Genomic DNA, 23,726 nt, shown 5'->3' on the forward strand with positions numbered 1-23,726 from the left:
AACACAGTTGGCCTCACGCGTTTCTGGGGCCCCTCACCAGTGCCGCCGCTGTCTGAACCCTGCTGCGGCTGCGGGCTCACGTCCGGCGCAGCGGAATGGGGCCGCCGTTGAGCTGGGTGAGCACGGCATCGTGCAGCAGCCCGTTGCTGCACACCAGCGCTCCTCCGTCGGTGAACGGGCCGCCGTTCAGGCTCGTGGCCCGACCGCCCGCCTCCTCCAGGATGAGCGGCAGCGGGGCCGCGTCCCACAGCGACAGCTCCGGTTCCATCGACAAGTCCACGGCGCCTTCCGCGACCATCACGTGGGACCAGAAGTCGCCGTAGGCGCGCGTCCGCCACACGGAGCGGGTCAGGTCCAGGAAATAGTCGAGGCGCCCCTGCTCTTCCCAACCGGTCAGCGAAGAGAAGGACAGGGAAGCGTCCTCCAAACGGGACACGGCAGATACCCGGCAGCGCGTGGCCTTGGCGAGGCTGCGGCCGCTCCACGCGCCACCGCCCTTCGACGCCCACCAGCGGCGGTTCAGCGCGGGCGCCGACACCACACCCACCACGGGCTGGTCGCCTTCCAGCAGCGCAATCAGCGTGGCCCACACGGGCACGCCCCGCACATAGTTCTTGGTGCCGTCAATCGGGTCCACCACCCAGCGACGGGCGCTGTTCCCGCTCGTGCCGTACTCCTCCCCGACAACGGCGTCCCGGGGCCGGGCCCGGGAGAGGATGGAGCGCACCGTCTCCTCCACCGCACGGTCGGCTTCGGTGACCGGCGTCAGGTCGGGCTTAGTGTCGACCTTGAGGTCGAGGGAGCGGAAAAGCCGCAGGGAGATGTCGTCTGCCGCGTCAGCGAGCACATGCGCGAGACGCAGGTCATCATCAAAGGCCGCCATGGCCGGTAACGCTACCGTTCTTTCCTGAGTGGAGGCTATGTTCGCTCCGCGTGGCGCGGCGGGAACTCAGCGTTCAAGCTCGCCTTCGCGGCTGGCGAGCAGGCGGCGGAACGAGGTGACCCGGGCCGGGTTGAGCTCTCCCCGAGCCAGCCATTCATCGAGGGCGCAGCCGTCGCCCAGATGGGAGCAGTGGTCCGGGCAGTCAGCCACGGCGTCGTCCAGGTCGGGGAAGGCCGCGAGCAGGTCGTCCGGGGTGACGTGTGCCAGCCCGAAGCTGCGCACCCCCGGCGTGTCGATGATCCAGCCGTAGTCCAGTTCACTGCGGTCGATGCGGCCTTCCCGCGCCGCGTGCAGTCGCTCCACGCTTTCGGCGCTCGCCGGAGCGCCGATGGGGAGCGCCACCGCCGACGTCGACGTGTGCCGTCCCCGACCCGTGACCACGTTGACGTCGCCGACCGCGCGACGCGCCTCCGGCACGAGCAGGTTCACCAGAGTCGACTTCCCCACCCCTGAGGGGCCGACGAGCACGCTGATCCGCCCCATGAGCTGTTCGCGCAGCGCAGAGAGGTCGCCGTCCCGGCGGGTCACCACCCAGCGCAGCCCGAGGGGAGCATAAATGTCCAGCAGGGCATCGGGGGAAGCCAGATCGGACTTGGTGAGGCACAGCAGCGGATCCAGCCCGGCCTCATAGGCCGCCACCAGGCAGCGGTCGATGAACCGCGGCTGCGGGTCCGGGTCGGCCAGGGCTGTCACGATGACCATCTGGTCCGCGTTGGCGACAATGACCCGCTCCACCGGGTCCGTATCGTCAGCGGTCCGGCGCAGGACAGAGGAGCGCTTCTCTACCCGGACGATCCGGGCCAGGGTGCCCGGCCGTCCGGAAAGGTCACCGACCAGGGCGACGATGTCGCCGACGACAATGCTGCCCCGACCGAGTTCGCGGGCCTTCATCGCCACCACGGAGAGGTCGCCGACCAGGCACTGGTAGCGGCCGCGGTTCACCGCGGTCACGAATCCCAGTCGCGCGTTCTCGTGCTTGGGGCGTTTCCGGGTACGCGGCCGGGAGCCTCCGCGGGCGCGTACCCGGACGTCGTCCTCGTCGATGTCGAGATAGCGGCCGTCTCTCAAGAGAGAACCTCGCTCCACAGACGGGGAAAGTCCGGAAGGGTCTTGCCTGTCGTAGCGATGTTTTCCACCTCCACTCCAGGCACCACGAGTCCGATGACCGCCCCGGAAGTGGCCATCCGGTGGTCGTCGTAGGAGTGGAAGACACCGCCGTGCAGGGGGCGCGGGCGGATGACTAGCCCGTCGGGAAGCTCTTCTGCGTCCCCGCCTAGGCGGTTGATCTCGCGGACCAACGCTGCGATCCGGTCGGTTTCGTGCCTGCGGAGGTGCGCGATACCGGTGAGACGGGACGGGGTGGACGCGAGTGCGGCCACGGCCGCGATGGTCGGGGTGAGCTCTCCGACGTCGCGCAGGTCAGCGGTGAGTCCACGGATTTCCCCGGTGCCGTGCAGGGTCAGCCCTTCGTCGGTGAACTCGACACGGCCGCCCATCTCGGCGAACAGGGTGCGCAATGCGTCCCCCGGCTGGGTGGTGTGCCGCGGCCAGCCGCGGACCGTGACCCGCCCACCGGTGACCAGGGCGGCAGCCAGGAAAGGGGCAGCATTGGACAGGTCGGGTTCGACCGTGATCTCGGTGACCCGGATCGGTCCCGGCGCGACCCGCCACACGTCGGGGGTGTCCGTGTCCACTTCCACCCCGGCGTCGCGCAGCATCTGCACGGTCATGTTCAGGTGGGGCTGGGAAGGAACCGGGGGCCCCACGTGCCGCACCTCCACGCCCTTGCTGAACCGGGCTCCGCTGAGCAGGAGGGCGGAGACGAACTGGGACGAGCCGGAAGCGTCCAGGGTGACCGTACCGCCGGGGAGTTCACCTCGGCCGCGGATCACCATGGGAAGGGCGCCGCGACCCCCGTCGTCGATCTCCGCGCCCAGGGTGCGCAGCGCGGCGAGGAGGGGACCGACGGGCCGCTCCCGGGCGCGCGGGTCGCCGTCGAAGGACACCTCGCCACGGGCCATGGCGGCCAGCGGCGGCACGAACCGCATCACTGTCCCGGCGTTGCCCACGTCGATGGCTGCGGGGCCCTGCGGCGGTGTCGGAGTCACCTCCCAGTCCCCGTCTGCTTCGTGCACGCCGATACCGAGCGCCCGCAGCGCGCCCACCATCAACGTGGTGTCGCGGCTGTACAGGGGGGCGCGCACCACGCTGGGAGTCTCCGACAGCGCGGCCAGGATCAGCGCGCGGTTGGTCATCGATTTGGAGCCGGGCAGGCTGACCGTGGCGTCCACAGGACGGGACACGGTCGGGGCAGGCCAGTGCGACGCGGTTTCAGCCATGCTTGAAGGGTATCCAGGAATACGGTGTGCCGGGGAAACGCGGACGTCACGCTGCGGATACGGAACGTTGCCGTGCCCGCGGGGCCGCGAGCGGCATGCCGCCGGCGAGGGGCGTTGGCTGCCCGTCCCACAGCTCCTCACCGGACGGGTCCTGGCCAGGCCCCTGCTGGCCGGGCAGTCAGGTCCCGTCCGGCCAGCAGCGGGAGGCGCCCCGTGCGGCACAGCCGAGGGTCAGCGCCGCGGACGCGGGATCGGCACGGGAAGCGGACTGGCCTGTCTGCGGCCGCGCGGGCGCTGAGGCATGGCGCGGAGGTGCTGGACCATTCCGGTGGTCTGCTGGCGGTGCTTGCGGGAACACCGTTTCCGTTTCGGTTCGGTGGCCGACAGGACGAGCGCCCCCAGCAGGCTGAGGTCTTTAGCCGTGGCAGCCCGGTGCCCGCCGAGGTCGTCGGGGCGCCCTTCGCGGAAGGTCCGCAGCTCGGTGAGCACGGTCGGCACCGACTGCACTGCCAGCAGCGCGCAGGCGGTGCGGGGCGCGCGGCCGAAGCACAGGAGCGCGCCGCCGAGTACGCCGATGATGCCGTGGAGACGGGCCAGGGCCTCCGGGGCGTTCGGCACGCTCGGGTAGCGCAGGGCCAGGTTGCGGATGAGCGGCGCGAGCTGCTGGGCCCGCGGGGTCGGGTCGCGCAGGACGCTGACTCCGTCCATGACGAACGGGACGCCGAGGAGGCGTCGGGCCTGGGTGCGTAGTATTCCCACGATGTCTCTCCTTGACAGGGGCAGGACAGGATCCTGGAATGCCCACCGGGGTGGTGGATACCGCTCTACCCGCCTCTGTCGGGAACATCCGCATCCAATCGCCGGGTCATGACAGAGATTGCCTGGGTTTTGACCCAATGTCACCGGCCAGCCCTAAGCTGGGAGTATGTGCGGTCGGTACGCGTTGGGACGCAAAAAAGAAGAGATCCGGCGGGTTTTCGGCCTGCCTGAGTCGGAGGTCGACGCGCCCGGCGCGGACGAAGCCCGGCGTTGGCCGCCGCGGGAGGAGCTCGCCCCCGACTACAACATCGCCCCCGGCAAGCACGCCTATGCGGTACTCGGCCGTGCCCCGGGCGAGCCGGTCTCCGGGGCGGCCGGGCCCCGTCATCTCGTCACACTGCGGTGGGGGCTGGTGCCGTCGTGGGCGAAGGACAGCAACGTCGGCTACCGGATGATCAACGCCCGTGCGGAGACGGTGACGGACCGGCCGGCGTTCCGCGCCGCGTTTGCGCGCCGCCGCTGCCTGCTGCCGGCCGACGCCTACTACGAATGGCAGTTGCTGCATACCTCCGGCGAAGCCCAGCCGGGCACGTCCCCGGTGACCGACCCGGAGCACCGGTCGCGTAAAGCGAAGACCCGCAAACGCCCGTTCGCGGTCCGCTACGCCGACGACCGGCCGCTCGCCCTGGCAGGCATCTTCGAGCGGTGGCGGGACCCGGCCGTCCCCGAAGAAGACCCGGCCGCGTGGCTGTGGAGTTTCGCGATCATCACGACCGAGGCTGCACCGGAGCTCGCCCACATCCACGAGCGGATGCCGGTGGTCGTGGGGGAGGAGGACTGGGCCACGTGGCTAGACCCGGAGGCAGACCGGGATGACTTGCTGTCTGTGCTTGACGCCACACCGGTGGAGGATTTCACGGTCTACCCGGTGGGAACCGAGGTGAACGCGGTGCGGAACAACGGTCCGCACCTGCTCGTTCCGGTGTCCGCGGAATCCGAAGGAACTTCGGAGACGCTGTTCTGAACCTGGTCTTGGTGAGCTTTTTACCAGGATTTTTCCTTCCGTGGTGAGCTGTGGAAACCGTGGCCACGGAATGCTTTCGGCGGCGTGGAAACGGTGGAATCCCGTGCAGAGGACCAGTAGGGTTGCCCACGCCTGAAGAAGTGGCGCCGGGCACTGGTGCACCCAGGTACGGAACCGGTATCCGGGTGCCGCCTCAGGCGGAACGCGCGGCCGGTTCCGGTCTTTCAGCGGTAGACCGGAACCGGCTACGGCGCGGCACTCACTCGGGTTTGCGGGCGCTGGCCACCAGGTGCATGCTGACGTCCTCCCCGGACTCTGCAGCTTTCAGCTCCATTTCCACCAGCCGGTTCAGGGCCCGGGGACGCTCGGCGAGCACTTTCTCCACGGTGGACGCCGACAGGACGGTGCGGGGCCTGATCCATTCGACGTCCAGTCCGGCCTCGGTGAGGAGTTCCCGGAGCTGTTCACTGGTGAAGCACCGGGTGATGGTGCCGTCCGGCCAGGGGACGAGGAGGACGTCGGCGTTGGGCGCGTAGCTGAGTTCGGGCCAGCAGTCCTGTTCCGCGAGGACCGACATGCCGAGCACGACCGAGTCCACGCACAGCAGGACGCGGCCTCCCGGACGCAGGACCCGCGCAATCTCCGCCAGGCACGCCTCGGTGGCGAGCTGGTGGGAGAGCATCCGGTTGTCGGCGATGACGCCGTCGAAGACCGCGGAGGCCACGCCGGACAGGAGAGCGGTGTCTCCCACGACCTGGCTCAGCCGTCCGGGACGGCGCTCGGAACGGACCGGGGCATGGCCGTTGACGAGGGACAGGGTCCGTTTTGGGGTGGAGTCTGCCGTGGGGAGCAGGACGAGAACGTCGTGCCCGGCAGCGACCGCACGTGACGTGGCCCGATACCCGGGGCCGGAAAGGTCGAGGAGACGTCCTGGTTCTCGGGGCAGCCAGCGGGAGAGCTGGGCGGCGGCGACCGCCCAGTAGAACCTCCAGTAAGCCGATGGAGAGCCAGCCGTGACGAGATGGCTCGCGGTGAGTCGGGAGATACTCCGGTCTGCCGGGGAGTCGGCTGGCAGCGGCGATGTCGCAGGCTGGGGTGCGGAACCGGTGAGACGCACGCACACTCCTCTCCTGTCCGGTGGGCATGGGTGCCCGACCCCAGGCGACCGCGCCCTGCTTTCCGGGCTGGCCCGCTGAGCGGACCGTGGCGGACGTCGTCTGGGGACTAACCCCACTTTCGCACGATGTATCCGTCAATGCAGCTCACAACGGGAGATTCCTGGAGATTGCGTTGCGGTTGCGGGCTCTCGGGTGGACCGCAACTGTTCAGGAATCAGTCCGTCGTTGATGTTGTTCCTATTCATGTGATCGGGAAACGTCCCTATCTGCATGAGCGAGGTAGGGCACACAGTGGGAGTGGTTGATGCCGGCCTCCGTGGGAACCCTGCTCCGGGAGCGGTCCGTGACTGCGACGGGGATGGCACGTGTGCGGTTCGAACCGCTCCAGCCATATGGTGAGGTTGCGGTTGCCACCGGGGAGAACCGTGCAAGGAGGCCGACGGGGTTGAGTCAGAGTCAGGAGACCATTGAGGACCGGGCGGCTCGGTTCGAGCGAGACGCCATGCCGCTCCTGGACCAGTTGTACTCGGCGGCGTTGCGGATGACCCGCAATCCGACGGACGCGGAGGACCTCGTCCAGGAGACGTTCACCAAAGCCTTCGGATCGTTCCACCAGTTCAAGGAGGGGACGAACCTCAAGGCGTGGCTCTACCGGATCCTCACCAACACCTTCATCAACTCCTACCGCAAGAAGCAGCGCGAGCCGCGGCAGGCCGGTACGGAGGACATTGAGGACTGGCAGCTTGCCCGGGCGGCCTCCCATACCTCCAGTGGCCTGAAGTCTGCTGAGGCCGAGGCACTAGAGCACCTCCCGGACACCGATGTCAAACGGGCGCTGCAGGAGTTGCCGGAGGATTTCCGTATCGCGGTCTACCTCGTGGATGTCGAGGGCTTCGCCTACAAGGAGGCCGCTGAGATCATGGACACTCCAATCGGCACCGTGATGTCCCGACTGCATCGTGGCAGACGTCAACTGCGCTCTTTGTTGGAGGAGTACGCGTTGGAGCGCGGTTTCCTCTCTGTTGCGGAGAGGGAGTCCGTGGGCGCGGTGAATGGTGGGAAGGACCAGCGATGAGCGGTGAGGAACCGTACGCCACTCCGTGCAGCGAGGTGCTAGACAAGGTCTACGCCTATCTTGACGGTGAGCTCGAGGAGGCCAATTGCGCTGAGATCCGGCGGCATTTGGACGAGTGCGCCCCCTGCCTGCGCGAGTACGGCCTGGAGGAGGCGGTGAAGAAGATCGTGGCCAAGTGCTGCGGGTGCGATCCGGCGCCGGCCCAGTTGCGGGCCCGGCTGATGGAGCAGTTGGCTCAGGCTCGGGCTGCCATGAGAGGGCGGGAAGCCGTGGCTGAATGATCGCTGATCTTTCCGGAGTGACGGGAAGAAAAGCTGGGGGGTCACACGGAAATTCCGTGTGACCCCCCAGCTTTTGTTATTTTATGGCTGCTTTGTGGTGATTTCTGCAATGGCTCCGTTGATGACCATTTTGGGGGATATTGTCCGATGTTGCGGAGCGTGTTTTCTCTCTTTGCTTGAGGGTGCTGAGGCGTGGCGCAAACGATCCAATGATCTTTGACCTAAAAGTTACATTTGATTACTCATAGTGATTGTCCATGGTGGTGCTGGGAGTAGTCGGCGTGCCGGGATGGCGTACTGGAGGGAGTTTGGTTCGCTTGTTTTCGGCCTCTCTGTGATTGCAGAGAGTTACATTGCGAATTACTAATCAGATTAGTAATTCCGCATTTTGGAAAAGAAACGCGCTTCTCTGCTGTCGAAGGGGATGAGTTCGTGATGATTGAATGTATCGCGCCGTGATTAGCGTTAAACTGGCCGCCACATCCCCTTCAGGCAGGAAATTTCATGCCTTCTTTTACAGTGCGAAAGCATGGGGGAACGAGAAAGGCGGGGATAGGTATGTTCTGGTTGTTCAACGGTGTCATGATGCACTTGGCTGCCCTAGCCATGTTTGTTACCACGGTTACCGGATGGACCTGGTGGTAGATCCGGATCTCTGCAACCATGGCGGAATGGTCGGCTGCAGAACGACGAGAAGGAGCGGGAATTGCGTGCCCTACCCGTGGCTGCGCGGTTGTACGTGGGTCTTGTCGCGCTCGGTGCCGCCACCGCCATACTCCTGGGAGTGTTCCTCGGACCTATCACCGAGGTTGACCTAGGAACCCTCCTGCTTCTCGCGATCCTGTTCGTGATCGCGGAATCCATTGCCACGATGGTCGACAGCGGCAAGACGGGGATTTCGCCGGCCTCGGCGGCCTCGCTTGCCGCTGTTGTCCTGGTGGGGCCGGTGGGCGCCGCCATCGTCGGTATCGCCTCAGGGCTGGTCATCCGAAGACAGAACCTCGTCAAGCGGCTCTTCAACGGAGCACAGTTCGTCATCGCCGGATACGCCTCGGGAACAGTGTTCCAACTGCTGGGCGGAAGGATGGGCGTCCCGGAACCGGAGATGTTCCCGTGGATCCTCCTGCCCTTCACCGGTGCGGTACTGACGTTCTCGCTATGCAACACCCTGCTGATGGCCGGGCTGATGTGGTCGCTGGGGGAGCTGCGGCTGAAGCGCCCCCGCCACATGCGGTGGCGGCCGCTGGCCACCCTGGAGCTCTCCTCGATCGGCTACGCCATGCTCGGCCTGTTCATCGCCGCGATCTGGGGAGCGGTCGGCCCCTTCGCCGTGCTCCTCGTCCTGCTCCCGTTGTTCATCGCCCGCTGGGCGTTCGACCAGTACGTCTTCCAACAGCGCGCCCATGAAGCCACCCTGGCCACGCTCTGCCAGGCCGTGGAGACGAAGGACTACTACACCCGCGGACACTGCATGCGCGTGGCGAAGGCCGCCGCCATGATCGCGGAGGAGCTCGGCATGTCGGCCGAGCGCGTCCAGACGATGCGCTACGCAGGCATGCTCCACGACATCGGCAAACTCGGCGTCCCCACCAAAATCCTGCAGAAGGCCGGAAAACTCACCGAGGAGGAGTACGCGGCGATCCAATTGCACCCCATGCGCGGCTACGAGATCGTGCGCGAGATCGACTTCCTCGACGAGGCGCTCGCCGGCATCCTGCACCACCATGAACGCATAGACGGCGGAGGCTACCCCAAAGGCCTGGCGGGCGAGGACATCCCCGAGGCGGCCCGACTGGTCTCGGTGGCCGACGTCTTCGACTGTTTGACGTCCACCCGCTCGTACCGGAAGGCGTGGAGCACGGAAGCCGCCATCGCAGAGCTGCGCCGGTGCGCCGGCACCCAGTTCGACCCCCGGATGGTGGAGGCACTGGTCCGCGCCGTGGAACGCGAAGGCTGGGAGGTTCCCGACCTGGTCGAGCCGGTCGAGGACGCGTGCGAACCCTGCACCGCCCAGCCGGTCGGCGCCTCCGAAGCCGCCCCTGAAACAGTCCCGACAGGGGCTGCGCAAACCGCCGCAGACGGTGATACTCAGACCGACACTAACCTCACGGTCGGAGTCGTGGAAGAGACAACCGGATGATGAACAGCGCGCCGACCGTCGCGTCGCACATCCCCCAGCGTGCCCGCCATGGCAGACAGTGGCGGGCGGTCGGCTGGACCCGGCCGCTGCTGATCGGAGCGGCACTGGTCAGCACAGCGGTCTCCCTGCTGTGGACTGCGGTGAGCGGTTTCGAGCAGCCGCGGGTCGCCCTGGCTTTCGGGGTGCTGGTCGCGCTCGGTGAGTTCGCACGGATCACCCTGCCCGGAGGCCGGGAAGCCGCGCCTATCGCCACCGCCTCCGCCATGTCGTACGCCTTCCTCTTCACCATCATCGGCGACCCGGTCTCGCTGCCGAGTCCGCAGGTCGTCGCGGTGGTCGCGGTCGGCATGGGCTTGGGCGAGCTGCCGCACATCCTGGTGGGCCGCCACCCTCAGTGGGGCGACCTCGCCCGCAGGTTCCTCAACATCGCGGTGACCACCCTGCTGTTCCGGCCCCTTATCGGGCACATCGACCTGGACGGTCCGCTGTGGTGGCTGAGCCTGCTCCTCATGGCCGCGATCGTGGTGGTGGTGTGGCTGGCCGACTCGGTGGCCGCCGCGGCGATCCGTGCCGACCGGATGCGGACCCGCTTCGGGGTCACCCTGCGCGACGAGATGCGCGCCCAGGTCGCCATCGGTATGGCCGTGGGAGCCTCGGCCATCCTGATGGCGCTCTCCGTCCACGTCATGGGGTTGACCACCTTGCTGGTGTTCACGGCCCCGCTGCTCGTCACCCAGGTGGCTTTCCGGAGGTTCGCGCAGATCCGACGCACCTACCTGCAGACGGTGCGGGCCCTGTCCCGGGTGACCGAGGTCGGCGGCTACGTGGAGGCCGGGCACTCCCGCCGGGTCAGCCGGCTGGCGCAGGGGATCGGCCGCGAGCTGGGCATGTCGGAGTCCACGCTGCTGGAGCTGGAGTATGCGGCGCTCATGCACGACATCGGTCAGCTGTCCCTCCGCGACCCCATCCCCAGCGGCGCCACCGTGCTGGCTTCCCCCCGGGAACAGCGCAGCATCGCCGAACTAGGCGCGGCGATCATCCGGGAGACCGGGGTGCTCGACGGTGTAGCGGAGCTGGTGCGCCGCCAGTGCGAGCCCTACCTCGGCGACGGCGAGGCTGGACCGCCCCCGCTGGGCAGCCGGATCATCAAAGTAGCCAACGCGTTCGACGACCTGGTCGGAGGTTCTACCGACCAGGAGCGTGTCGACGCGGTGCTGCAGCGGCTGCGCATGGACACCGGGCACGAATACGACCCGGTGGTGGTGGAAGCGCTGGCAACGGTGCTGCAACGTCCAGACTTCGACTGGCGGTCCGGCTGACAGCCCGCCGCCCAGACAAGGCGGGCTGGGAAGCAGCCTCGCCCCGCTGATCCGACGGGAGCGGGGTGCCCAGGGCGGGCCGCTGCGGGAAGCACTATCCTCAGCGCCGAAGCCGAGCCCTACCGGCAGGGACGGCAACAGACCACGAGAAAGGCAGGCCATGGCGATCGACCCCGGACTCACCGGTACCGCGGAACTGACGGTCACCACGGCGGACACCGCCGAGGCACTGGGCAGTGGAGACGTCCCCGTCTTGGGCACTCCGCGCGTGCTGGCGCTGGCCGAAGCCGCCACGGTCGCCGCACTCGACGGCCGCCTCGAGGCCGGCCACACGTCGGTGGGGGCCGAGGTGCACCTCAAGCACACCGCTCCCACCCCGGTGGGAGCGCAGGTGGTGGCCACGGCCCGCCTGGTCCGGGCCGAAGGGAGACGGCTGGTCTTCGAGGTCTCCGTCACCCAGGAGGGCCGGCAGGTGGCCGTGGGAACCGTGGAACGGGTCGTGGTTCCCCGGGAGCGCTTCCTGTCCGGGCTGCGCCCCGGGGAGTGACTCCGGCGGGGCCTAGACCCCCATGGTCTTGCGCGGGTAGACGTTCTCCGGGTCGGTGACGATGTTGACGAGATAGGGCACGCCGGAGTCGAAGGCCCGACGCAGCGCCGGACCGATCTCCGCGGGGTCGGTGACGAGCTCCCCGCCGCCGCCCAGCGCGGTCACCACCTGGTCGTAGCGGGTCTGCGGCGCCAGGTCGGCGAGCACGTCGTAGCCGTAGACCAGTTGCATCGGCGCTTTCTCCAGGCCCCAGATGCCGTTGTTGCCGCACACCATGACCACGGGCAGGTTGTGCCGGACGAGAGTGTCCACGTCCGCGAGCGAGAAGCCCAGCGCCCCGTCGCCGAACAGCGCCACCACCTGGGAGGAGGGGCGGACCAGTCGGGCGGCGATCGCATACCCCATGCCGGTGCCCAGGCAGCCGAACGGTCCCGGGTCCAGCCAGTTGCCGGGGCGGCGCGGCTGGATGTACTTGCCCGCGTAGGAGACGAAGTCGCCGCCGTCGCCGATCACGACCGCGTCGTCGTCGAGGATCCGGTTGAGCTCCCCGTAGATCCGTGCAGGGTGGATCGGGGAGGCGTCGCTGTCGAGGACTTCGCGGTCTTTGGCCGCGGTCGCCGCAGCGGCTTCGGCCACTTCTGTCCGCCACTGGGCGACCTCGCGCTTGGGCTTCGCCTGCTCGGCGAGGGCGCGCAGGATGGCCGACAGGTCGCCGGAGACCGCTCCCGCCAAGGTGAGGTGCGTGGCGAGCTGTGCGGGCGAGTCGGTGATGTGCACGGTCCGGGCCAGGGGAGCGCCGTCACGGCCGCCGAACAGGCCGTGGTTGAGCCGGAAGTCCAGCGGGGTGCCTACGACGATGACCAGGTCAGCGCGGCCCAAGGCGAGCCCGCGGGCCCGGGTGGCCAGCAGCGGGTGGCCGGCGGGGAGCACACCGCGGCCCTGGCCGTTGGTGACGACCGGGACGCCCAACTCCTCGGCTGCCTCCAAGGCGGCCTGCTCGGCGTGGTCCAGCCACACGTCAGAGCCGTACACCAGGACCGGCCGTTCTGCTTCGCTGAGCAGTCGGGCTACCGCGGCCACCGCGTCAGGGTCGGGGGAGCGGTCTTCCGCAGCGGCCTGTCCGGTGACGGTGATCTCGGCCTGGTCGTAGAGGCGGTCCATCGGGATGTCCAGGAACACCGGGCCCCGGTGCGCCGTGTTGGCGAGGGTGAACGCCTCGTCGAGCGCGGGGCCGATCTGGGCGGTGTCGTGGACCGTCCACGCGCGTTTGGTGATGGTGGTGAACAGCGGGGACTGGTCCAGTTCTTGCAGGAGGCCCTGCCCCCAGCGGTTGTCGGGCGCCCGGCCGCCGACGACCACCAGGGGGGAGCCGTTGAAGTGCGCGGTGGCTATGCCGCTCACCCCGTTGGTCACCCCTGGGCCGGCGGTGAGGGCCGCCCAGCCAGCCCGCCGCGTGAGTTTGCCGACGGCTTCGGCCGCGAAGACCGCGGTCTGCTCGTGGCGGACGTCGAGCAGGCGCATCGGAGGGTCAGCTTTGACCGCACCGTCGTAGATCGGGAAGATGTGCCCGCCGGAGAGCGTGAAGAGGGTGTCTACGCCGTGGTGGCGGGCGACCTCCACGGCGTGGTTGCCGCCGTGGCCGGTGAGTTTCCCGGAGAACGAGGGGGAGCCCATGGGCCGTCACGCTCCTTGGTTGTATCGCTGGTTAGGGCAGGGGGAGCCGCCCCACCCACTAAATTACCAACGAGTAGCACGAGTGGGTGAGGTGGTTCACACGTGCCGGTCCATGGGGAAGTGCGGGTCAGGCCCCTACGTCCGCTCCTTCGGCGGGCGGAGCCGGGTGACGAACTTGTACCGGTCGCCGCGATAGAGCGACCGTACCCACTCCACTGGATTGCCCTCGTCGTCAAAACTGTGCTGGCAGTGCAGGACCAGCGGCAGGCCGACGTCCACGCCGAGCAACTGCGCTTCTTTCGGGGTAGCCAGCACCGTCTCGATAGTCGCTTCCGCTTCCGCGAGGTGCACGTTGTAGACGGTCGCCAGCGCTTCGTAGAGCGAAGCATGCCGGTCCAGGCGGCGGCGTAGCCCGGGAAACCGGCGTGCGGGCAGGTGCGCGGTTTCCACAGCCATCGGCTCGCCGTTGGCCAGCCGCAGTCGTTCGATGCGCAGTACCCGGCCGCCGAGCCGGATCGCCAGCAGCCCGGCCAGCTCCTCATCCGCGTTGATGTAGCCCACGTCGAGAATCCGGGTGTCTGGCTGGAGGCCGTGCGAACGCATCTCCTGGGTGTAGCTGGTCAACTGCAGGACCTGGGTCACCTTCGGCTTGGCGACAAAGGTGCCCTTGCCCTGGATGCGCAGCAGCCGTCCCTCCACCACCATTTCGCTGAGCGCCTGTCGCACCGTCGTGCGGGACGTGCCGAATTGGGTCGCCAGCGTCCGCTCCGGGGGGACCGGGTTGCCCGCGGGCATCGTCTCGATCAACTGCAACAGCTGTTTTTTGACCTGGTAGTACTTCGGAACCCGGGGACTGTCCTCAACAGTTCGTTGACCCGTCACGTTGTTTTCCTCCACCACTCCCCGCCAGTTCGCCATTGGACGCATCTTCGCAGTGCCGGCGGTCCGGCACTGCGCCGGGCCGCCCCAACAGCGGCGACTGGTCTAGTCCAATGGTAGAAAAGTGCACCTCTTGAGTATGCCCTCACTCATGGGATGATTTGTGAGTGCCTCACCTCAGCGATCTCATCCGACGGTATACGGCGCTCAGCACCGCAGACCTGGAGTGGCTCCACGCCCTGGTTTCCGACTGGCAGTTGCTCGCTGACCTGTCGTTCGCAGACCTGCTGCTGTGGACGCGGCTGCGCGAAGACAACGGGTGGATCGCAGTCGCCCAGATGCGGCCGACCACCGGTCCGACCGCATACCAGGACGACCTGGTGGAGACGATCCTGTACGACGCGCCCGCTACTCCGGGCGAGGAGGACCCCGTGCCCCCTCCGATGCGGAGCAAGCGTGCGCTGATCGACCGGGCCTGGCGGGAGGGCCGGGTCTGCCGGGAAGGCGACCCGGACTGGTCAGGCGGAGTCCCGGTCCGGGAAGAGACGATCCCGGTGCGCCGGGAGGGGACCATGGTGGCGGTGATCCAGCGGAGCACCAACCTCAGCGCCGCGCGGACTCCCAGCCGTCTCGAACTCACCTATCTGCAGAGCGCGAGCGACCTCGCGCAGATGATCGCTGAGGGCAGCTTCCCGTTCAGCGACCAGGGCCCGCTCATGGTCCGCTCACCCCGGGTCGGGGACGGCCTGCTCCGCCTGGACCGTGAGGGCCGGGTCATCTACGCCAGCCCCAACGCCCTGTCCGCCTACCGCCGCCTCGGGCTCGCCACCGACCTCGTCGGCACGTCGCTGGCCCGGACCACCGTGGAACTGGCAGACGATCCCGACCCTCGGGACGAGTCCTTGAGCTGGACTGCGGGCGGCCGGGTCCCGCTCGAAGCCGAAGTGGAGGCCCGCGGCACCACCGTGCAGCTGCGCGCCATCCCGCTGATCGTCGGCGGGGAGCGGATCGGAGCCCTGGTCATGGTGCGGGACGTGACCGAGCTGCGGCGCCGGGAACGCGAACTGATGACCAAGGACGCGACGATCCGCGAGATCCACCACCGGGTGAAGAACAACCTGCAGACGGTTGCGGCCCTGCTGCGGCTTCAGGCCCGACGGCTGCAGAACCCGGAAGGGCGGGCAGCGCTCGAGGAGGCGGTGCGCCGGGTCGGCTCCATCGCGATCGTGCACGAGATGCTCTCCCACACCCCGGACGAGACGGTGGACTTCGACGACATCGCCGACCGGGTGATCGAAATGGCGGCGGAGGTGTCGTCCACCGACAAGGCGGTTGTGGGGCTGCGCCGGGTCGGTAACTTCGGCATGCTGTCCGCGCTGGTGGCGACCCCGCTCTCCATGGTCTTGGCAGAACTGGTGCAGAACGCGGTCGAGCACGGGTTGGAGTATGGTCCCGGCACTATCGAGGTGCGGGTACGCCGTCAGGCGCCAGCGCCGGGACCAGACGACGGTCGTCGAAGTACCGGACGACTCATCATCGAAGTCGTCGACAACGGAACGGGGCTACCCGCGGACTTCGACCTGGAAACCAGTAGTAGCCTTGGACTGCAGATCGTTCGGACCCTGGTGACGGGCGAACTCGCGGGCCGGATGGAAATGACTCCCCAAGAGGGCGGCGGCACCAAGGTCCTGTTGGATCTGCCGGTAGACCATGAAGTGCAGTACTACAACTGAGACAAGGGGGCAGATCAGACCGCGGTGCTCAACCGGGCAGCGGGACGCAGGGCGCGGCGGCGCTTGAGCGCGCGGCGCTCGTCCTCGCTCATGCCGCCCCAGACACCGCCGTCCTGGCCGGTTTCCAAGGCCCACTCAAGGCAGGCGGTGCTTACGGAGCAGCGACGGCATACTTCCTTGGCTTCTTCAATCTGAATCAGTGCCGGGCCAGAATTGCCGATGGGGAAGAAGAGCTCGGGGTCTTCGTCACGGCAGGCAGCGTGGTGGCGCCAGTCCATGCGGGTCACTCCTCACGGTGAGGCGGTCGGGGCGTCGGACTTGTGAAATACTTCACGAAGTAGGGTGCTCGGATCCGTCGCAAGTGGCGTATTGGACGGGTCCCGCTACCTTCTTCGTGCGCCCCACACGGGCGGCTGCCGTTGGTTCCGGCAGTCGCTGGGCGCGGACATCCCTGAAACACGACAGCCGGGCCTGGGCACCAACGGTTAACACGCCCGTAACGTGCGGCGGTACTTTGAGCGTGGCAGGGTTAAGAGAAGCTTTCAAGAGAGATGGAGCACTAAAGCGCGATCAAGGGTGTCGCGTACGTCACAAGTGCCCTGAACTGGGCTTTTATGTCGCCTTAAGCTACGATTCGTAACGCCTTCGGAACCGATCGGAAATTGACCTGTTGTCGGTGTCCGAGGTATTCTCCGTCGATTTGGAATGGTCTGGGGTGTTGTGACCGGATTGTGAACTCTGCGCAGTTGTGCCAGGTGCGGTAGCCGCGGCCCCGCGGCGGCACCCCTTTCGCGGAGAACATCATCCGCAGCACGTTGGCGGTCGTGATCGTGTCCACCCTGGTCAACGCGAACACGTCCAGGTCCAATTCGAAACGCGACCGAGGAGTCGGCTGCACCGGCGACGGCCCCGCATACGTCCACGGCGTCGTATTCGTCACCAGCACGAAAAACAGGTTCCGCACCGGAGGACGCCCCGGCACCTCCACGCTCAGCGAAGGATCCCCGCCCATCCCTCCGCGCAGGAACAGGCTCAACGCGATGGCGGTGTACAGGGCGGGGGTGGCCCGTCGCCCGCGCTGCCGCTGCCGCTCCACCTCATGGACCACCTCCGCGTCCCAGCCGAACCCCGCACAGAACGTGAAGTAGCGTCCGTCATCCGGTCCGTCGATGTGCCCCAGATTCACCGTGCGGCGTGACCCGCTGTGCAGCGCCTCCAAGACCGCGCCGGTGGCCTCCACGGGGTTGGCGGGAAGGCCCAGGGCACGGACGAACACGTTCGCGCTGCCCCCAGGCAAGGCAGCGTAGAGCGGGCGCTGCTTCGCAGGAAGCGCGAGAATCCCGTTGACCACCTCGTTCACGGTCCCGTCACCGCCGAAGCTGACCACCAGGTCATAGCCCTCTTCAGCGGCCCGCTGCACCAGTTCCCGCGCATGGCCCCGATACTCCGTCAACACCGTGTCCACCGCCATGTCGCTGGCGAGCGCACGGACAATGACGTCGCGCGAGCGGGGGGTAGCCGTTGTGGCCTGAGGATTCCCGATGAACAACGCGCGCACGCCGCCAGTCTATTGACCCTGCCGTCCAGCACGGTAGTGGACCGGAGACCGGTGCTGCGCGCCGAAGGTCCCGCAGAACAGGGGACCAAAGAGGCAGGTTACAGTGAAGCCGTGTCTCGACGACCGATCACCCTTCTCCTCGCGGCAGTGTGCGAAGGACTCCTCGGAGTGCTGCTGTTCATCCTCGGCGGCTACGTCCTGGTCAACACACTGCTCGGCAACGCGACCGACGTGAACTTCGCGCTCCCTCTCGCCGTGTTCGCCTTCGGCGGCAGCGCTGCGCTCTGCTATGTCGCCTGGGGCCTGTTCCACCTCAAGGAGTGGGCGCGCACCCCCATCGTGCTCACCCAGCTCTTCGCACTGGTGATCGCCTACTACCTGTGGACCAGCGACCAAGTCCACCTGAGCCTCGGGCTGGGGGCGTTTGCGGTCCTCACCCTGCTCTTCGTGCTCGCCCCGCCGACGACCGCCACGCTCTTCCCCCCGGAGGGCGCGGCGAAGAAGCAGAGATGACGAACCCGCGTCACCGCGGTGACGCGGGTAGGTCGTAGGCAAGGTCAGTCGTCAGCGGTGAGCGCCTGACGTAGCTGGGCGAGGGTGCGCGCCAGCAACCGGGACACGTGCATCTGCGAGATGCCGAGCTCCGCGGCGATCTGCGACTGGGTCATGTTGCCGAAGAAGCGGAGGAGCAGGATCTTCTTCTCCCGCGGCGGCAGACGCTCCAGGAGCGGCTTGAGGGACTCCCGGTACTCCACGCCCTCGAGGGACTCGTCCATGATCCCCAACGAGTCAGCGACCGCGGGAGCGTCCTCATCACCGTTGTCTGGCGCGTCGAGCGAGACCGTGGAGTAGGCGTTGGCCGACTCCAACCCTTCGAGCACCTCTTCCTCGGACATCTTGAGGTACTCGGCGAGCTCGGCAACCGTGGGCGCCCGGCCGTGCCGCTGGGACAGTTCGCTGACGGCCTTGGTCAGCGAGAGCTTGAGCTCCTGGAGACGGCGCGGAACCCGTACCGCCCACCCCTTGTCCCGGAAGTGCCGCTTGATCTCGCCGACAATAGTGGGAGTGGCGTAGGTGGAAAACTCCACCCCGCGGCTCAGGTCGAAACGGTCGATGGACTTGATGAGCCCGATCGTGGCCACCTGGGTGAGATCGTCGAGCCACTCACCCCGATTACGGAATCGCCGGGCGAGGTACTCCACGAGAGGGAGGTGCAGTTCGACGAGTTCATCCCGGATGCGCTGGCGCTCCGGCGAGTCTGGGTCGAGTTCTCCCAGACGTTCGAATAGCTCCCGCGCACGGGCCCGGTCAGGCGTCGAGTGTTCTGTTTGCGCCGTCAGAGCGGGCCCCCTTTCACTCACACCGACTCCACCGGGTTGCGGCGCTTGTACAGGACGATCGATACTCGGTCATCAGAACCGACGACAGCGTCCACGTCACCGGCCAGCGCCGAGAGTACGGTCCACGCGAACGTGTCGCGTGCCGGTAGTCGCCCGTCTGAGGTGAGCACCGAGACACTGATGCGCATCCCGTCCCCGGTGAGTTCGAACTCCGTGGTCAGATCTGTACCGGGTAGCGCCTGGGTGAGGAGCATCGCGCACGCCTCATCCACACCGATGCGCAAGTCCTCGATCTCATCCAGGGTGAAATCGAGGCGGGCGGCGAGTCCAGCCGTGGCTGTGCGGAGCACGGAGAGATAGGCGCTGTCCGCGGGCATGCGGACGGTCACCGTGTCTCTTACACCCATGGCGTCCGCCGTCGGTACAGCGGTGTCGTTGGTCACGTCCCTCCTTAAGGGAAGCGAGATTGCCGCTTGTAAGCAATCTATCTTGTTCCCCCCTGGTCCGTGCCAGGTGCACACTGATCTGTGGCGACCACGGACGGTGACAATCGGGAGGGTACTGCCGAAACCGCACGGGAAAGCGAAAATTTTTGCGATATCAGTGTCCGGACGTCCGTGAGCGGGGGAATTGCTGCTCCGGGCGCGGCCGGGACAGCGGCAGCAACCCCCCGCAGACAGCGGAAGCCTGCCGGGTGCTTCCCGCTGGGTCACTGCTGGCCGAGGGCGGTCAGCGCCTCCCCGGTGAGCCGGTAGACCGTCCACCCGTCCATCGGCACCGCGCCAAGCGACTTGTAGAACTCGATCGCGGGCGTATTCCAGTCGAGCACCGACCACTCCAGCCGACGGTAGCCGCGGGCTACGCAGATCCGCGCCAGTTCGGTCAGCAGCGCCTTGCCGTAGCCGCGCCCCCGGAACTCAGGGCGTACGTACAGGTCTTCCAAGTAGATGCCGTGGCGTCCGGTCCACGTGGAGAAGTTGAGGAACCACAGGGCCATGCCCACGACCATCGGGGAACCGTCCTCGGCGGTGTGCTCGGCGACGTGCGCGAAGACCGCCGGGTTCGGGCCGAACAGCGCGGCAGCGAAGTCCTCTTCGGTGGCTGTCGCGGACTGGGGCTCCTTCTCATACTCCGCTAGTTCGCGGACCAGCGCGGTGATGACGGGAACGTCGTCAGGCCGGGCCGGACGGATCACAATAGACCTCGCAGCGGATACTCGGGAAGGACGATCTGACCACGCGGCCCCGCACCAGGGGTGATGCGGAGGGCGGCCGCGGGCCGCGCGGACCCCGCACGACGGGGCGGGCGGCGCGGCACAAGAAAATCACGCTGGGACACGATACCCGAGCGTTCTCCCGCAGAATGCCCCGATGCCCTTGCCACCAGGCGGTTCCGGGGCGGACGCGGACCTAAGGTGCACCCGGTGCAAAGCCCACTTGTGGGGTGAGAGATATCAATGGTCCCCTCCTGGCATAGGTCTCCGGGACACCGTTGTGAGATGATGAAGCCACGGGCCACCCCCCGTACCGCTGGCAGCGCTTCCGCACAACCGTTGCGGAGAGTCTGACCGCCGCAACCGATCAAGCCGATCGGTGTGGACGTGTCCCACAAACCGCATCTTCGACCCTCTCCGCTCGCTGCTTCCCATCGCACACTGTCCCCGTCAACGTGGATGGGGACGCGCACGGATTCATTGAGGGGTTTCTACGTGACCAGCGACCGCAGTTCCCGGCTTGACGACGATCCCGCATTTGCTCTCCACCGCGGGGGCAAGCTGGAAGTCCGCTCCACCGTTGAGGTCAACGACCAAAAGAGCCTGTCCCTGGCCTACACCCCGGGTGTGGCGCGTGTCTGCACCGCCATCGCGGACGCCCCAGAGCTGGCGGATACCTACACCTGGAAGAACAACGTTGTCGCCGTCGTCACCGACGGTACGGCCGTGCTCGGCTTGGGGGACATCGGCCCGGAGGCTTCCCTGCCCGTCATGGAGGGCAAGTCGCTGCTGTTCAAGCAGTTCGCCGGGATCGACTCGGTGCCTATCGCGCTCGCGTGCACTGACGTCGACGAGATTGTCGAGACGGTGGTCCGCATGGCCCCGTCCTTCGGCGGCATCAACCTGGAGGACATCTCCGCGCCCCGCTGCTTCGAGATCGAACAGAGGCTGCGGGAGCGACTCGACATCCCGGTCTTCCACGACGACCAGCACGGTACGGCCATCGTGGCGCTGGCCGCGATCCGCAACGCGGCCCGGGTCACCGGCCGCGAACTCAGCGACCTGCGCGCGGTTGTCTCCGGCGCAGGGGCGTCCGGGATCGCGGTCTCCCGCATGCTGATCCGGGGCGGGATCGGCGACATCGCGGTGGCCGACAGCAAGGGCCTGATCTACGAGGGGCGGCCCGGGCTCAACAAGTACAAGGCGGAACTGGCGGCCATCAGCAACAAGGCCGGTCTGCAGGGTTCCATCGAGTCCGCGCTGGCCGGAGCAGACGTGTTCGTGGGCCTGTCCGCGGGCGAAGTGCCCGAGGAGGTCGTCGCCACCATGGCCGATAACGCCATCATCTGCGCGATGGCCAACCCCAACCCTGAGGTCCACCCCGATGTGGCCCGCAAGTACGCGGCGGTCGTGGCGACCGGGCGCAGCGACTTCCCGAACCAGATCAACAACGTGCTCGCCTTCCCGGGTGTCTTCCGCGGGGCCCTGGACGTGCGGGCCACGCAGATCACCGAGAACATGAAGCTCGCGGCGGCCACCGCGCTGGCCGACTTAGTGGGCGACGATCTCGCCCCCGACTACATCATCCCCAAGCCGTTCGACGAGCGGGTCGTCCCGGCGGTGGCTGCCGCAGTGGCCGACCAGGCCCGCAAGGACGGCGTGGCCCGGGCCTAACCGGAGGGCCGGAGGAGAGAGCGTGCGGCCCTGAGGCAATCCCTCAGGGCCGTTCCCGCGCCGGCGCGGCTCACTCCGTGCTGCGCGGTGTCTGCTCCTTGTCCGCGTTGTCTGTGGCGCGCGACGCAGAGTCCGTCGGCGGGGGTCCCCAGCGGGCAGCGTCGCGGCGGATGATGTCGAGCGTCTCGTCCAGGATGCGGCGCAGGTCCGCGATCGCGGCCTCGCTGATCCCGCCGGTTTCGCGGATGATGTCGCGGACCCGGTGGGTGAAGTCGTGCAGGATCCGTTCGAACCCGCTGCCTGCGGCGCGGTCCTTAGGCCCTTTGGGCCAGACCCAGCCGAAGGTGTGGGCGAACTTCTCCCACTCGCGGTTCCACGCAAACCCGTGCTCGCGCTCCCTGTCCCGGCGCTCCTCCTGCTCGTCAGCGGCCCGGCTCCAGACGTCGTCGGCACCGGTCTTCGCGCTCTCCTGCCGCTCCGAGCGGCTCCGCCGCGTGTGCTGGGCGGCGGCCTTCAGCTCTTCGCGCAGGTGGCTGATGGTGTCGCGGACGTCGCGCTGGACCGCCTGGGCGATGTCCCGCACCGATTCGGTGATCTGCCGTTCCAGGTCTTCGAGGTCCCGTTCCCGTTCCCGCAGTTCTGCGCGGCCCTTGTCGGTGAGCCGGTAGACCTTGCGCCCGTTGACCTCTTCGTGGGTCACGAGCCCTTCCTCTTCGAGGCGGGCCAGGCGCGGGTAGATGGTTCCGGGCGACGGCGAGTAGATCCCCAGGAACCGGTCCCGCAGCAGGCTGATGATCTCGTAGCCGTGCCGGGGGCTTTCGTCCAGCAGTTTCAACAGGTACAGGCGGAGTCGGCCGTGGCCGAAGATGGTGGTCATGCGTCCCCCTTCGGGATCGCGGCTGGCGTGTCGGCAGCCCGGCGCAGCAGCGAGGTGGCGCCGGAGACAGTGGTCGTGGTGATCGTGGCGGGGTCGATCCCCGGGCCGATCGTTCCGCTGAGCCGGGTGAATCCGCGCGTGCTCTGCCGGTCCAGGCCGAACGCGGAGTCCAGGCGCCCGGTGGCGGAGCGCAGCTCGACCGTGGCCGAGGTGTCGGCCGGCACCCGGAGCGCGATCTCACCGGAGATGCTTCCCAGAGTGACCCGGGCTGCAGGAGCCAGGTCGATGTCGGCGAGGAGTTCCCCCGAAGCGGTTTTGGCAGACAGTTCGGAAAGCTGGCCGCCCGCGATCTCCAGGTCGCCGCTGACGCTCTTGTAGCCGAGCCGGCCAGTGAGGTTGCGGGCCTCCACATCTCCGGAGACCGTGTTGATCTCCGTGTCCCCGCCTACCCCGTCCAGGGTGATGTCTCCGGAACCGTTGCGGATCTGGGTTTTCGCGGTCAGTTGGGCCACCACGATCGAGGCGGTGGCCGCGGTGACCTCGACCGGGCAGTCGCGGGGAATGCGGAGGTTGATGGTGGCGCTGCGCCGCGGCAGGCCGCGGTAGCTGCCCAACTGGATGGGGCGCAGCCGTTCCAGGAGCCCGTCCCGGGTCAGGTCGGCGTAGGTGATGGTGAGGATCCCGGCTTCGTGCGAGACGAGGAGCGGCTCCCCGGAGATTTCGGAGATCTCGAAGGTCGCCGGGTCGTCGGTGGGCAGGATGTTGACGTGGCCGCCGACGACGCGTACCCGCAGGGCCACGATCCCGTCCAAGGTATGTGTGGTTGGTCGGTCGATGGTCCACCGTGCCATCGCGGTCCCCTTCTCATCGGCGTCTCTGAAAACACGATATGTCGCGATGGCGGTGCTCTCAAGATATGTCGTGAAATACCAGGGGGTTCCCTGACCCGCCCTCAGGGAGCTCCCTACCCCGGCTTCGGAACTACCCGCATGAGCCCGGGAACACGTAAGGCCCCGGCCGAGTCGGTCCGGGGCCTTACGTCGACGATGTCGCGCTACTCGTCGTCTTCGTCGCTGCGGGCCAGCCACGTGGCCAGCCGGTCAACAGCGGTCTCGAACTCCGGGTTCAAGTCGGTGAAGATGCGCAGTTGCTCGGCGAGCCACGCCAACGTGACTTCCTCCTCACCGCGGCGCTTCTCCAACTCCTCGATACCGCGATCGGTGAAGTACATCG

The 23,726-nt window shown here is 67.6% G+C and carries 24 protein-coding genes; 9 read left to right on the plus strand and 15 right to left on the minus strand.

Annotation, left to right across the window (positions count from 1 at the left end; genetic code table 11):
* Positions 1–76: 76 nt before the first annotated feature.
* The 4 genes from hisN to TF1_RS06665 all read right to left on the minus strand — a co-directional run bounded on the left by hisN (position 77) and on the right by TF1_RS06665 (position 4,041).
* A complete protein-coding gene (hisN, locus tag TF1_RS06650) occupies positions 77–883 on the minus strand; it encodes a histidinol-phosphatase (protein WP_011290989.1) in 807 nt (268 codons plus the stop codon).
* A gap of 66 nt (positions 884–949) precedes the next feature.
* The gene (rsgA, locus tag TF1_RS06655) at positions 950–2,011 is read right to left on the minus strand and encodes a ribosome small subunit-dependent GTPase A (protein WP_011290990.1); all 1,062 of its coding nucleotides are present in this window, start codon (positions 2,009–2,011) and stop codon (positions 950–952) included.
* Positions 2,008–3,282 (minus strand): 3-phosphoshikimate 1-carboxyvinyltransferase, encoded by a 1,275-nt coding sequence (gene aroA, locus TF1_RS06660; RefSeq protein ID WP_011290991.1) that lies wholly within the window; start codon positions 3,280–3,282, stop codon positions 2,008–2,010. Before aroA ends, rsgA begins: the two co-directional genes overlap by 4 nt.
* A gap of 231 nt (positions 3,283–3,513) precedes the next feature.
* A complete protein-coding gene (locus TF1_RS06665; protein WP_016188235.1) occupies positions 3,514–4,041 on the minus strand; it encodes a DoxX family protein in 528 nt (175 codons plus the stop codon).
* A gap of 166 nt (positions 4,042–4,207) precedes the next feature.
* On the opposite strand from TF1_RS06665, the gene TF1_RS06670 reads away from it, so the two are divergent.
* On the plus strand, positions 4,208–5,065 hold the full coding sequence (locus TF1_RS06670) for an SOS response-associated peptidase (protein WP_011290993.1): 858 nt from the start codon (positions 4,208–4,210) through the stop codon (positions 5,063–5,065).
* Between the two features lie 259 nt (positions 5,066–5,324).
* Here the strand turns inward: TF1_RS06670 and TF1_RS06675 are convergent, their stop codons facing one another.
* Positions 5,325–6,182: a class I SAM-dependent methyltransferase gene (locus tag TF1_RS06675; protein ID WP_016188237.1), complete on the minus strand. Its 858-nt coding sequence runs from the start codon at positions 6,180–6,182 to the stop codon at positions 5,325–5,327.
* A 446-nt stretch (positions 6,183–6,628) separates the two neighbouring features.
* Here TF1_RS06675 and TF1_RS06680 point away from each other — a divergent pair, with 446 nt between their 5' ends.
* The 5 genes from TF1_RS06680 to TF1_RS06700 all read left to right on the plus strand — a co-directional run bounded on the left by TF1_RS06680 (position 6,629) and on the right by TF1_RS06700 (position 11,545).
* Positions 6,629–7,258: a sigma-70 family RNA polymerase sigma factor gene (locus TF1_RS06680; protein WP_038043278.1), complete on the plus strand. Its 630-nt coding sequence runs from the start codon at positions 6,629–6,631 to the stop codon at positions 7,256–7,258.
* Positions 7,255–7,539, plus strand: coding sequence for a mycothiol system anti-sigma-R factor (gene rsrA, locus TF1_RS06685; protein ID WP_011290996.1), 285 nt, complete (start codon positions 7,255–7,257; stop codon positions 7,537–7,539). The genes TF1_RS06680 and rsrA overlap by 4 nt, the downstream gene beginning before the upstream one ends.
* A gap of 784 nt (positions 7,540–8,323) precedes the next feature.
* On the plus strand, positions 8,324–9,679 hold the full coding sequence (locus tag TF1_RS06690; protein WP_081430445.1) for an HD-GYP domain-containing protein: 1,356 nt from the start codon (positions 8,324–8,326) through the stop codon (positions 9,677–9,679).
* The gene (locus TF1_RS06695) at positions 9,676–10,998 is read left to right on the plus strand and encodes an HD-GYP domain-containing protein (protein ID WP_011290998.1); all 1,323 of its coding nucleotides are present in this window, start codon (positions 9,676–9,678) and stop codon (positions 10,996–10,998) included. Before TF1_RS06690 ends, TF1_RS06695 begins: the two co-directional genes overlap by 4 nt.
* Before the next feature lie 160 nt (positions 10,999–11,158).
* On the plus strand, positions 11,159–11,545 hold the full coding sequence (locus TF1_RS06700; protein WP_011290999.1) for a thioesterase family protein: 387 nt from the start codon (positions 11,159–11,161) through the stop codon (positions 11,543–11,545).
* A 12-nt stretch (positions 11,546–11,557) separates the two neighbouring features.
* On the opposite strand, the gene TF1_RS06705 is transcribed toward TF1_RS06700, so the two are convergent.
* Positions 11,558–13,219 (minus strand): acetolactate synthase, encoded by a 1,662-nt coding sequence (locus TF1_RS06705; RefSeq protein WP_011291000.1) that lies wholly within the window; start codon positions 13,217–13,219, stop codon positions 11,558–11,560.
* A gap of 135 nt (positions 13,220–13,354) precedes the next feature.
* Entirely contained in the window at positions 13,355–14,101 is a 747-nt protein-coding gene (locus TF1_RS06710; RefSeq protein WP_011291001.1) for a GntR family transcriptional regulator, read from the minus strand.
* A gap of 164 nt (positions 14,102–14,265) precedes the next feature.
* Here TF1_RS06710 and TF1_RS06715 point away from each other — a divergent pair, with 164 nt between their 5' ends.
* A complete protein-coding gene (locus TF1_RS06715) occupies positions 14,266–15,831 on the plus strand; it encodes a sensor histidine kinase (RefSeq protein ID WP_011291002.1) in 1,566 nt (521 codons plus the stop codon).
* 14 nt (positions 15,832–15,845) lie between these two features.
* On the opposite strand, the gene TF1_RS06720 is transcribed toward TF1_RS06715, so the two are convergent.
* Positions 15,846–16,109, minus strand: a complete 264-nt coding sequence (locus TF1_RS06720) for a WhiB family transcriptional regulator (protein WP_011291003.1) — start codon at positions 16,107–16,109, stop codon at positions 15,846–15,848.
* A gap of 344 nt (positions 16,110–16,453) precedes the next feature.
* Entirely contained in the window at positions 16,454–17,389 is a 936-nt protein-coding gene (locus tag TF1_RS06725) for a diacylglycerol/lipid kinase family protein (protein WP_061783750.1), read from the minus strand.
* A 111-nt stretch (positions 17,390–17,500) separates the two neighbouring features.
* Between TF1_RS06725 and TF1_RS06730 the strand changes: the two genes are divergently transcribed.
* Positions 17,501–17,902 carry a hypothetical protein gene (locus tag TF1_RS06730; RefSeq protein ID WP_227480999.1) on the plus strand — a complete coding sequence of 134 codons (402 nt, stop codon included), beginning with the start codon at positions 17,501–17,503 and terminating at the stop codon, positions 17,900–17,902.
* A gap of 44 nt (positions 17,903–17,946) precedes the next feature.
* Here the strand turns inward: TF1_RS06730 and TF1_RS06735 are convergent, their stop codons facing one another.
* From TF1_RS06735 to TF1_RS06745, 3 genes are all read right to left on the minus strand, one after another.
* Positions 17,947–18,750, minus strand: coding sequence for an RNA polymerase sigma factor SigF (locus TF1_RS06735; RefSeq protein WP_011291006.1), 804 nt, complete (start codon positions 18,748–18,750; stop codon positions 17,947–17,949).
* A complete protein-coding gene (locus TF1_RS06740) occupies positions 18,747–19,172 on the minus strand; it encodes an ATP-binding protein (RefSeq protein WP_011291007.1) in 426 nt (141 codons plus the stop codon). Before TF1_RS06740 ends, TF1_RS06735 begins: the two co-directional genes overlap by 4 nt.
* Before the next feature lie 266 nt (positions 19,173–19,438).
* Complete coding sequence (locus TF1_RS06745) at positions 19,439–19,924, minus strand: GNAT family N-acetyltransferase (RefSeq protein WP_011291008.1); 486 nt, start codon at positions 19,922–19,924, stop codon at positions 19,439–19,441.
* Between the two features lie 477 nt (positions 19,925–20,401).
* On the opposite strand from TF1_RS06745, the gene TF1_RS06750 reads away from it, so the two are divergent.
* Positions 20,402–21,616, plus strand: coding sequence for an NAD(P)-dependent malic enzyme (locus tag TF1_RS06750; protein ID WP_061783751.1), 1,215 nt, complete (start codon positions 20,402–20,404; stop codon positions 21,614–21,616).
* Positions 21,617–21,686: 70 nt separating this feature from the next.
* Here the strand turns inward: TF1_RS06750 and TF1_RS06755 are convergent, their stop codons facing one another.
* From TF1_RS06755 to TF1_RS16240, 3 genes are all read right to left on the minus strand, one after another.
* Positions 21,687–22,493, minus strand: coding sequence for a PadR family transcriptional regulator (locus TF1_RS06755; protein ID WP_016188244.1), 807 nt, complete (start codon positions 22,491–22,493; stop codon positions 21,687–21,689).
* On the minus strand, positions 22,490–23,344 hold the full coding sequence (locus TF1_RS06760) for a DUF4097 family beta strand repeat-containing protein (protein ID WP_011291011.1): 855 nt from the start codon (positions 23,342–23,344) through the stop codon (positions 22,490–22,492). The genes TF1_RS06755 and TF1_RS06760 overlap by 4 nt, the downstream gene beginning before the upstream one ends.
* A gap of 203 nt (positions 23,345–23,547) precedes the next feature.
* Entirely contained in the window at positions 23,548–23,724 is a 177-nt protein-coding gene (locus TF1_RS16240) for a DUF6104 family protein (RefSeq protein ID WP_011291012.1), read from the minus strand.
* Between the last annotated feature and the right edge of the window lie 2 nt (positions 23,725–23,726).

The sequence above is a fragment of the Thermobifida fusca NBRC 14071 = JCM 3263 genome, from assembly GCF_001592045.1.
GTDB classification, from domain to species: Bacteria; Actinomycetota; Actinomycetes; order Streptosporangiales; family Streptosporangiaceae; genus Thermobifida; species Thermobifida fusca.

Coding starts and splice junctions, on each gene's coding strand:
- TF1_RS06670 (WP_011290993.1), top strand. CDS start 4,208: ATGTGCGGTCGGTACGCGTTGGGACGCAAAAAAGAAGAGATCCGGCGG.
- TF1_RS06695 (WP_011290998.1), top strand. CDS start 9,676: ATGATGAACAGCGCGCCGACCGTCGCGTCGCACATCCCCCAGCGTGCC.
- rsrA (WP_011290996.1), top strand. CDS start 7,255: ATGAGCGGTGAGGAACCGTACGCCACTCCGTGCAGCGAGGTGCTAGAC.
- TF1_RS06720 (WP_011291003.1), bottom strand. CDS start 16,109: ATGGACTGGCGCCACCACGCTGCCTGCCGTGACGAAGACCCCGAGCTC.
- TF1_RS06705 (WP_011291000.1), bottom strand. CDS start 13,219: ATGGGCTCCCCCTCGTTCTCCGGGAAACTCACCGGCCACGGCGGCAAC.
- TF1_RS06760 (WP_011291011.1), bottom strand. CDS start 23,344: ATGGCACGGTGGACCATCGACCGACCAACCACACATACCTTGGACGGG.
- aroA (WP_011290991.1), bottom strand. CDS start 3,282: ATGGCTGAAACCGCGTCGCACTGGCCTGCCCCGACCGTGTCCCGTCCT.
- TF1_RS06700 (WP_011290999.1), top strand. CDS start 11,159: ATGGCGATCGACCCCGGACTCACCGGTACCGCGGAACTGACGGTCACC.
- TF1_RS06755 (WP_016188244.1), bottom strand. CDS start 22,493: ATGACCACCATCTTCGGCCACGGCCGACTCCGCCTGTACCTGTTGAAA.
- TF1_RS16240 (WP_011291012.1), bottom strand. CDS start 23,724: ATGTACTTCACCGATCGCGGTATCGAGGAGTTGGAGAAGCGCCGCGGT.
- TF1_RS06750 (WP_061783751.1), top strand. CDS start 20,402: ATGGGGACGCGCACGGATTCATTGAGGGGTTTCTACGTGACCAGCGAC.
- hisN (WP_011290989.1), bottom strand. CDS start 883: ATGGCGGCCTTTGATGATGACCTGCGTCTCGCGCATGTGCTCGCTGAC.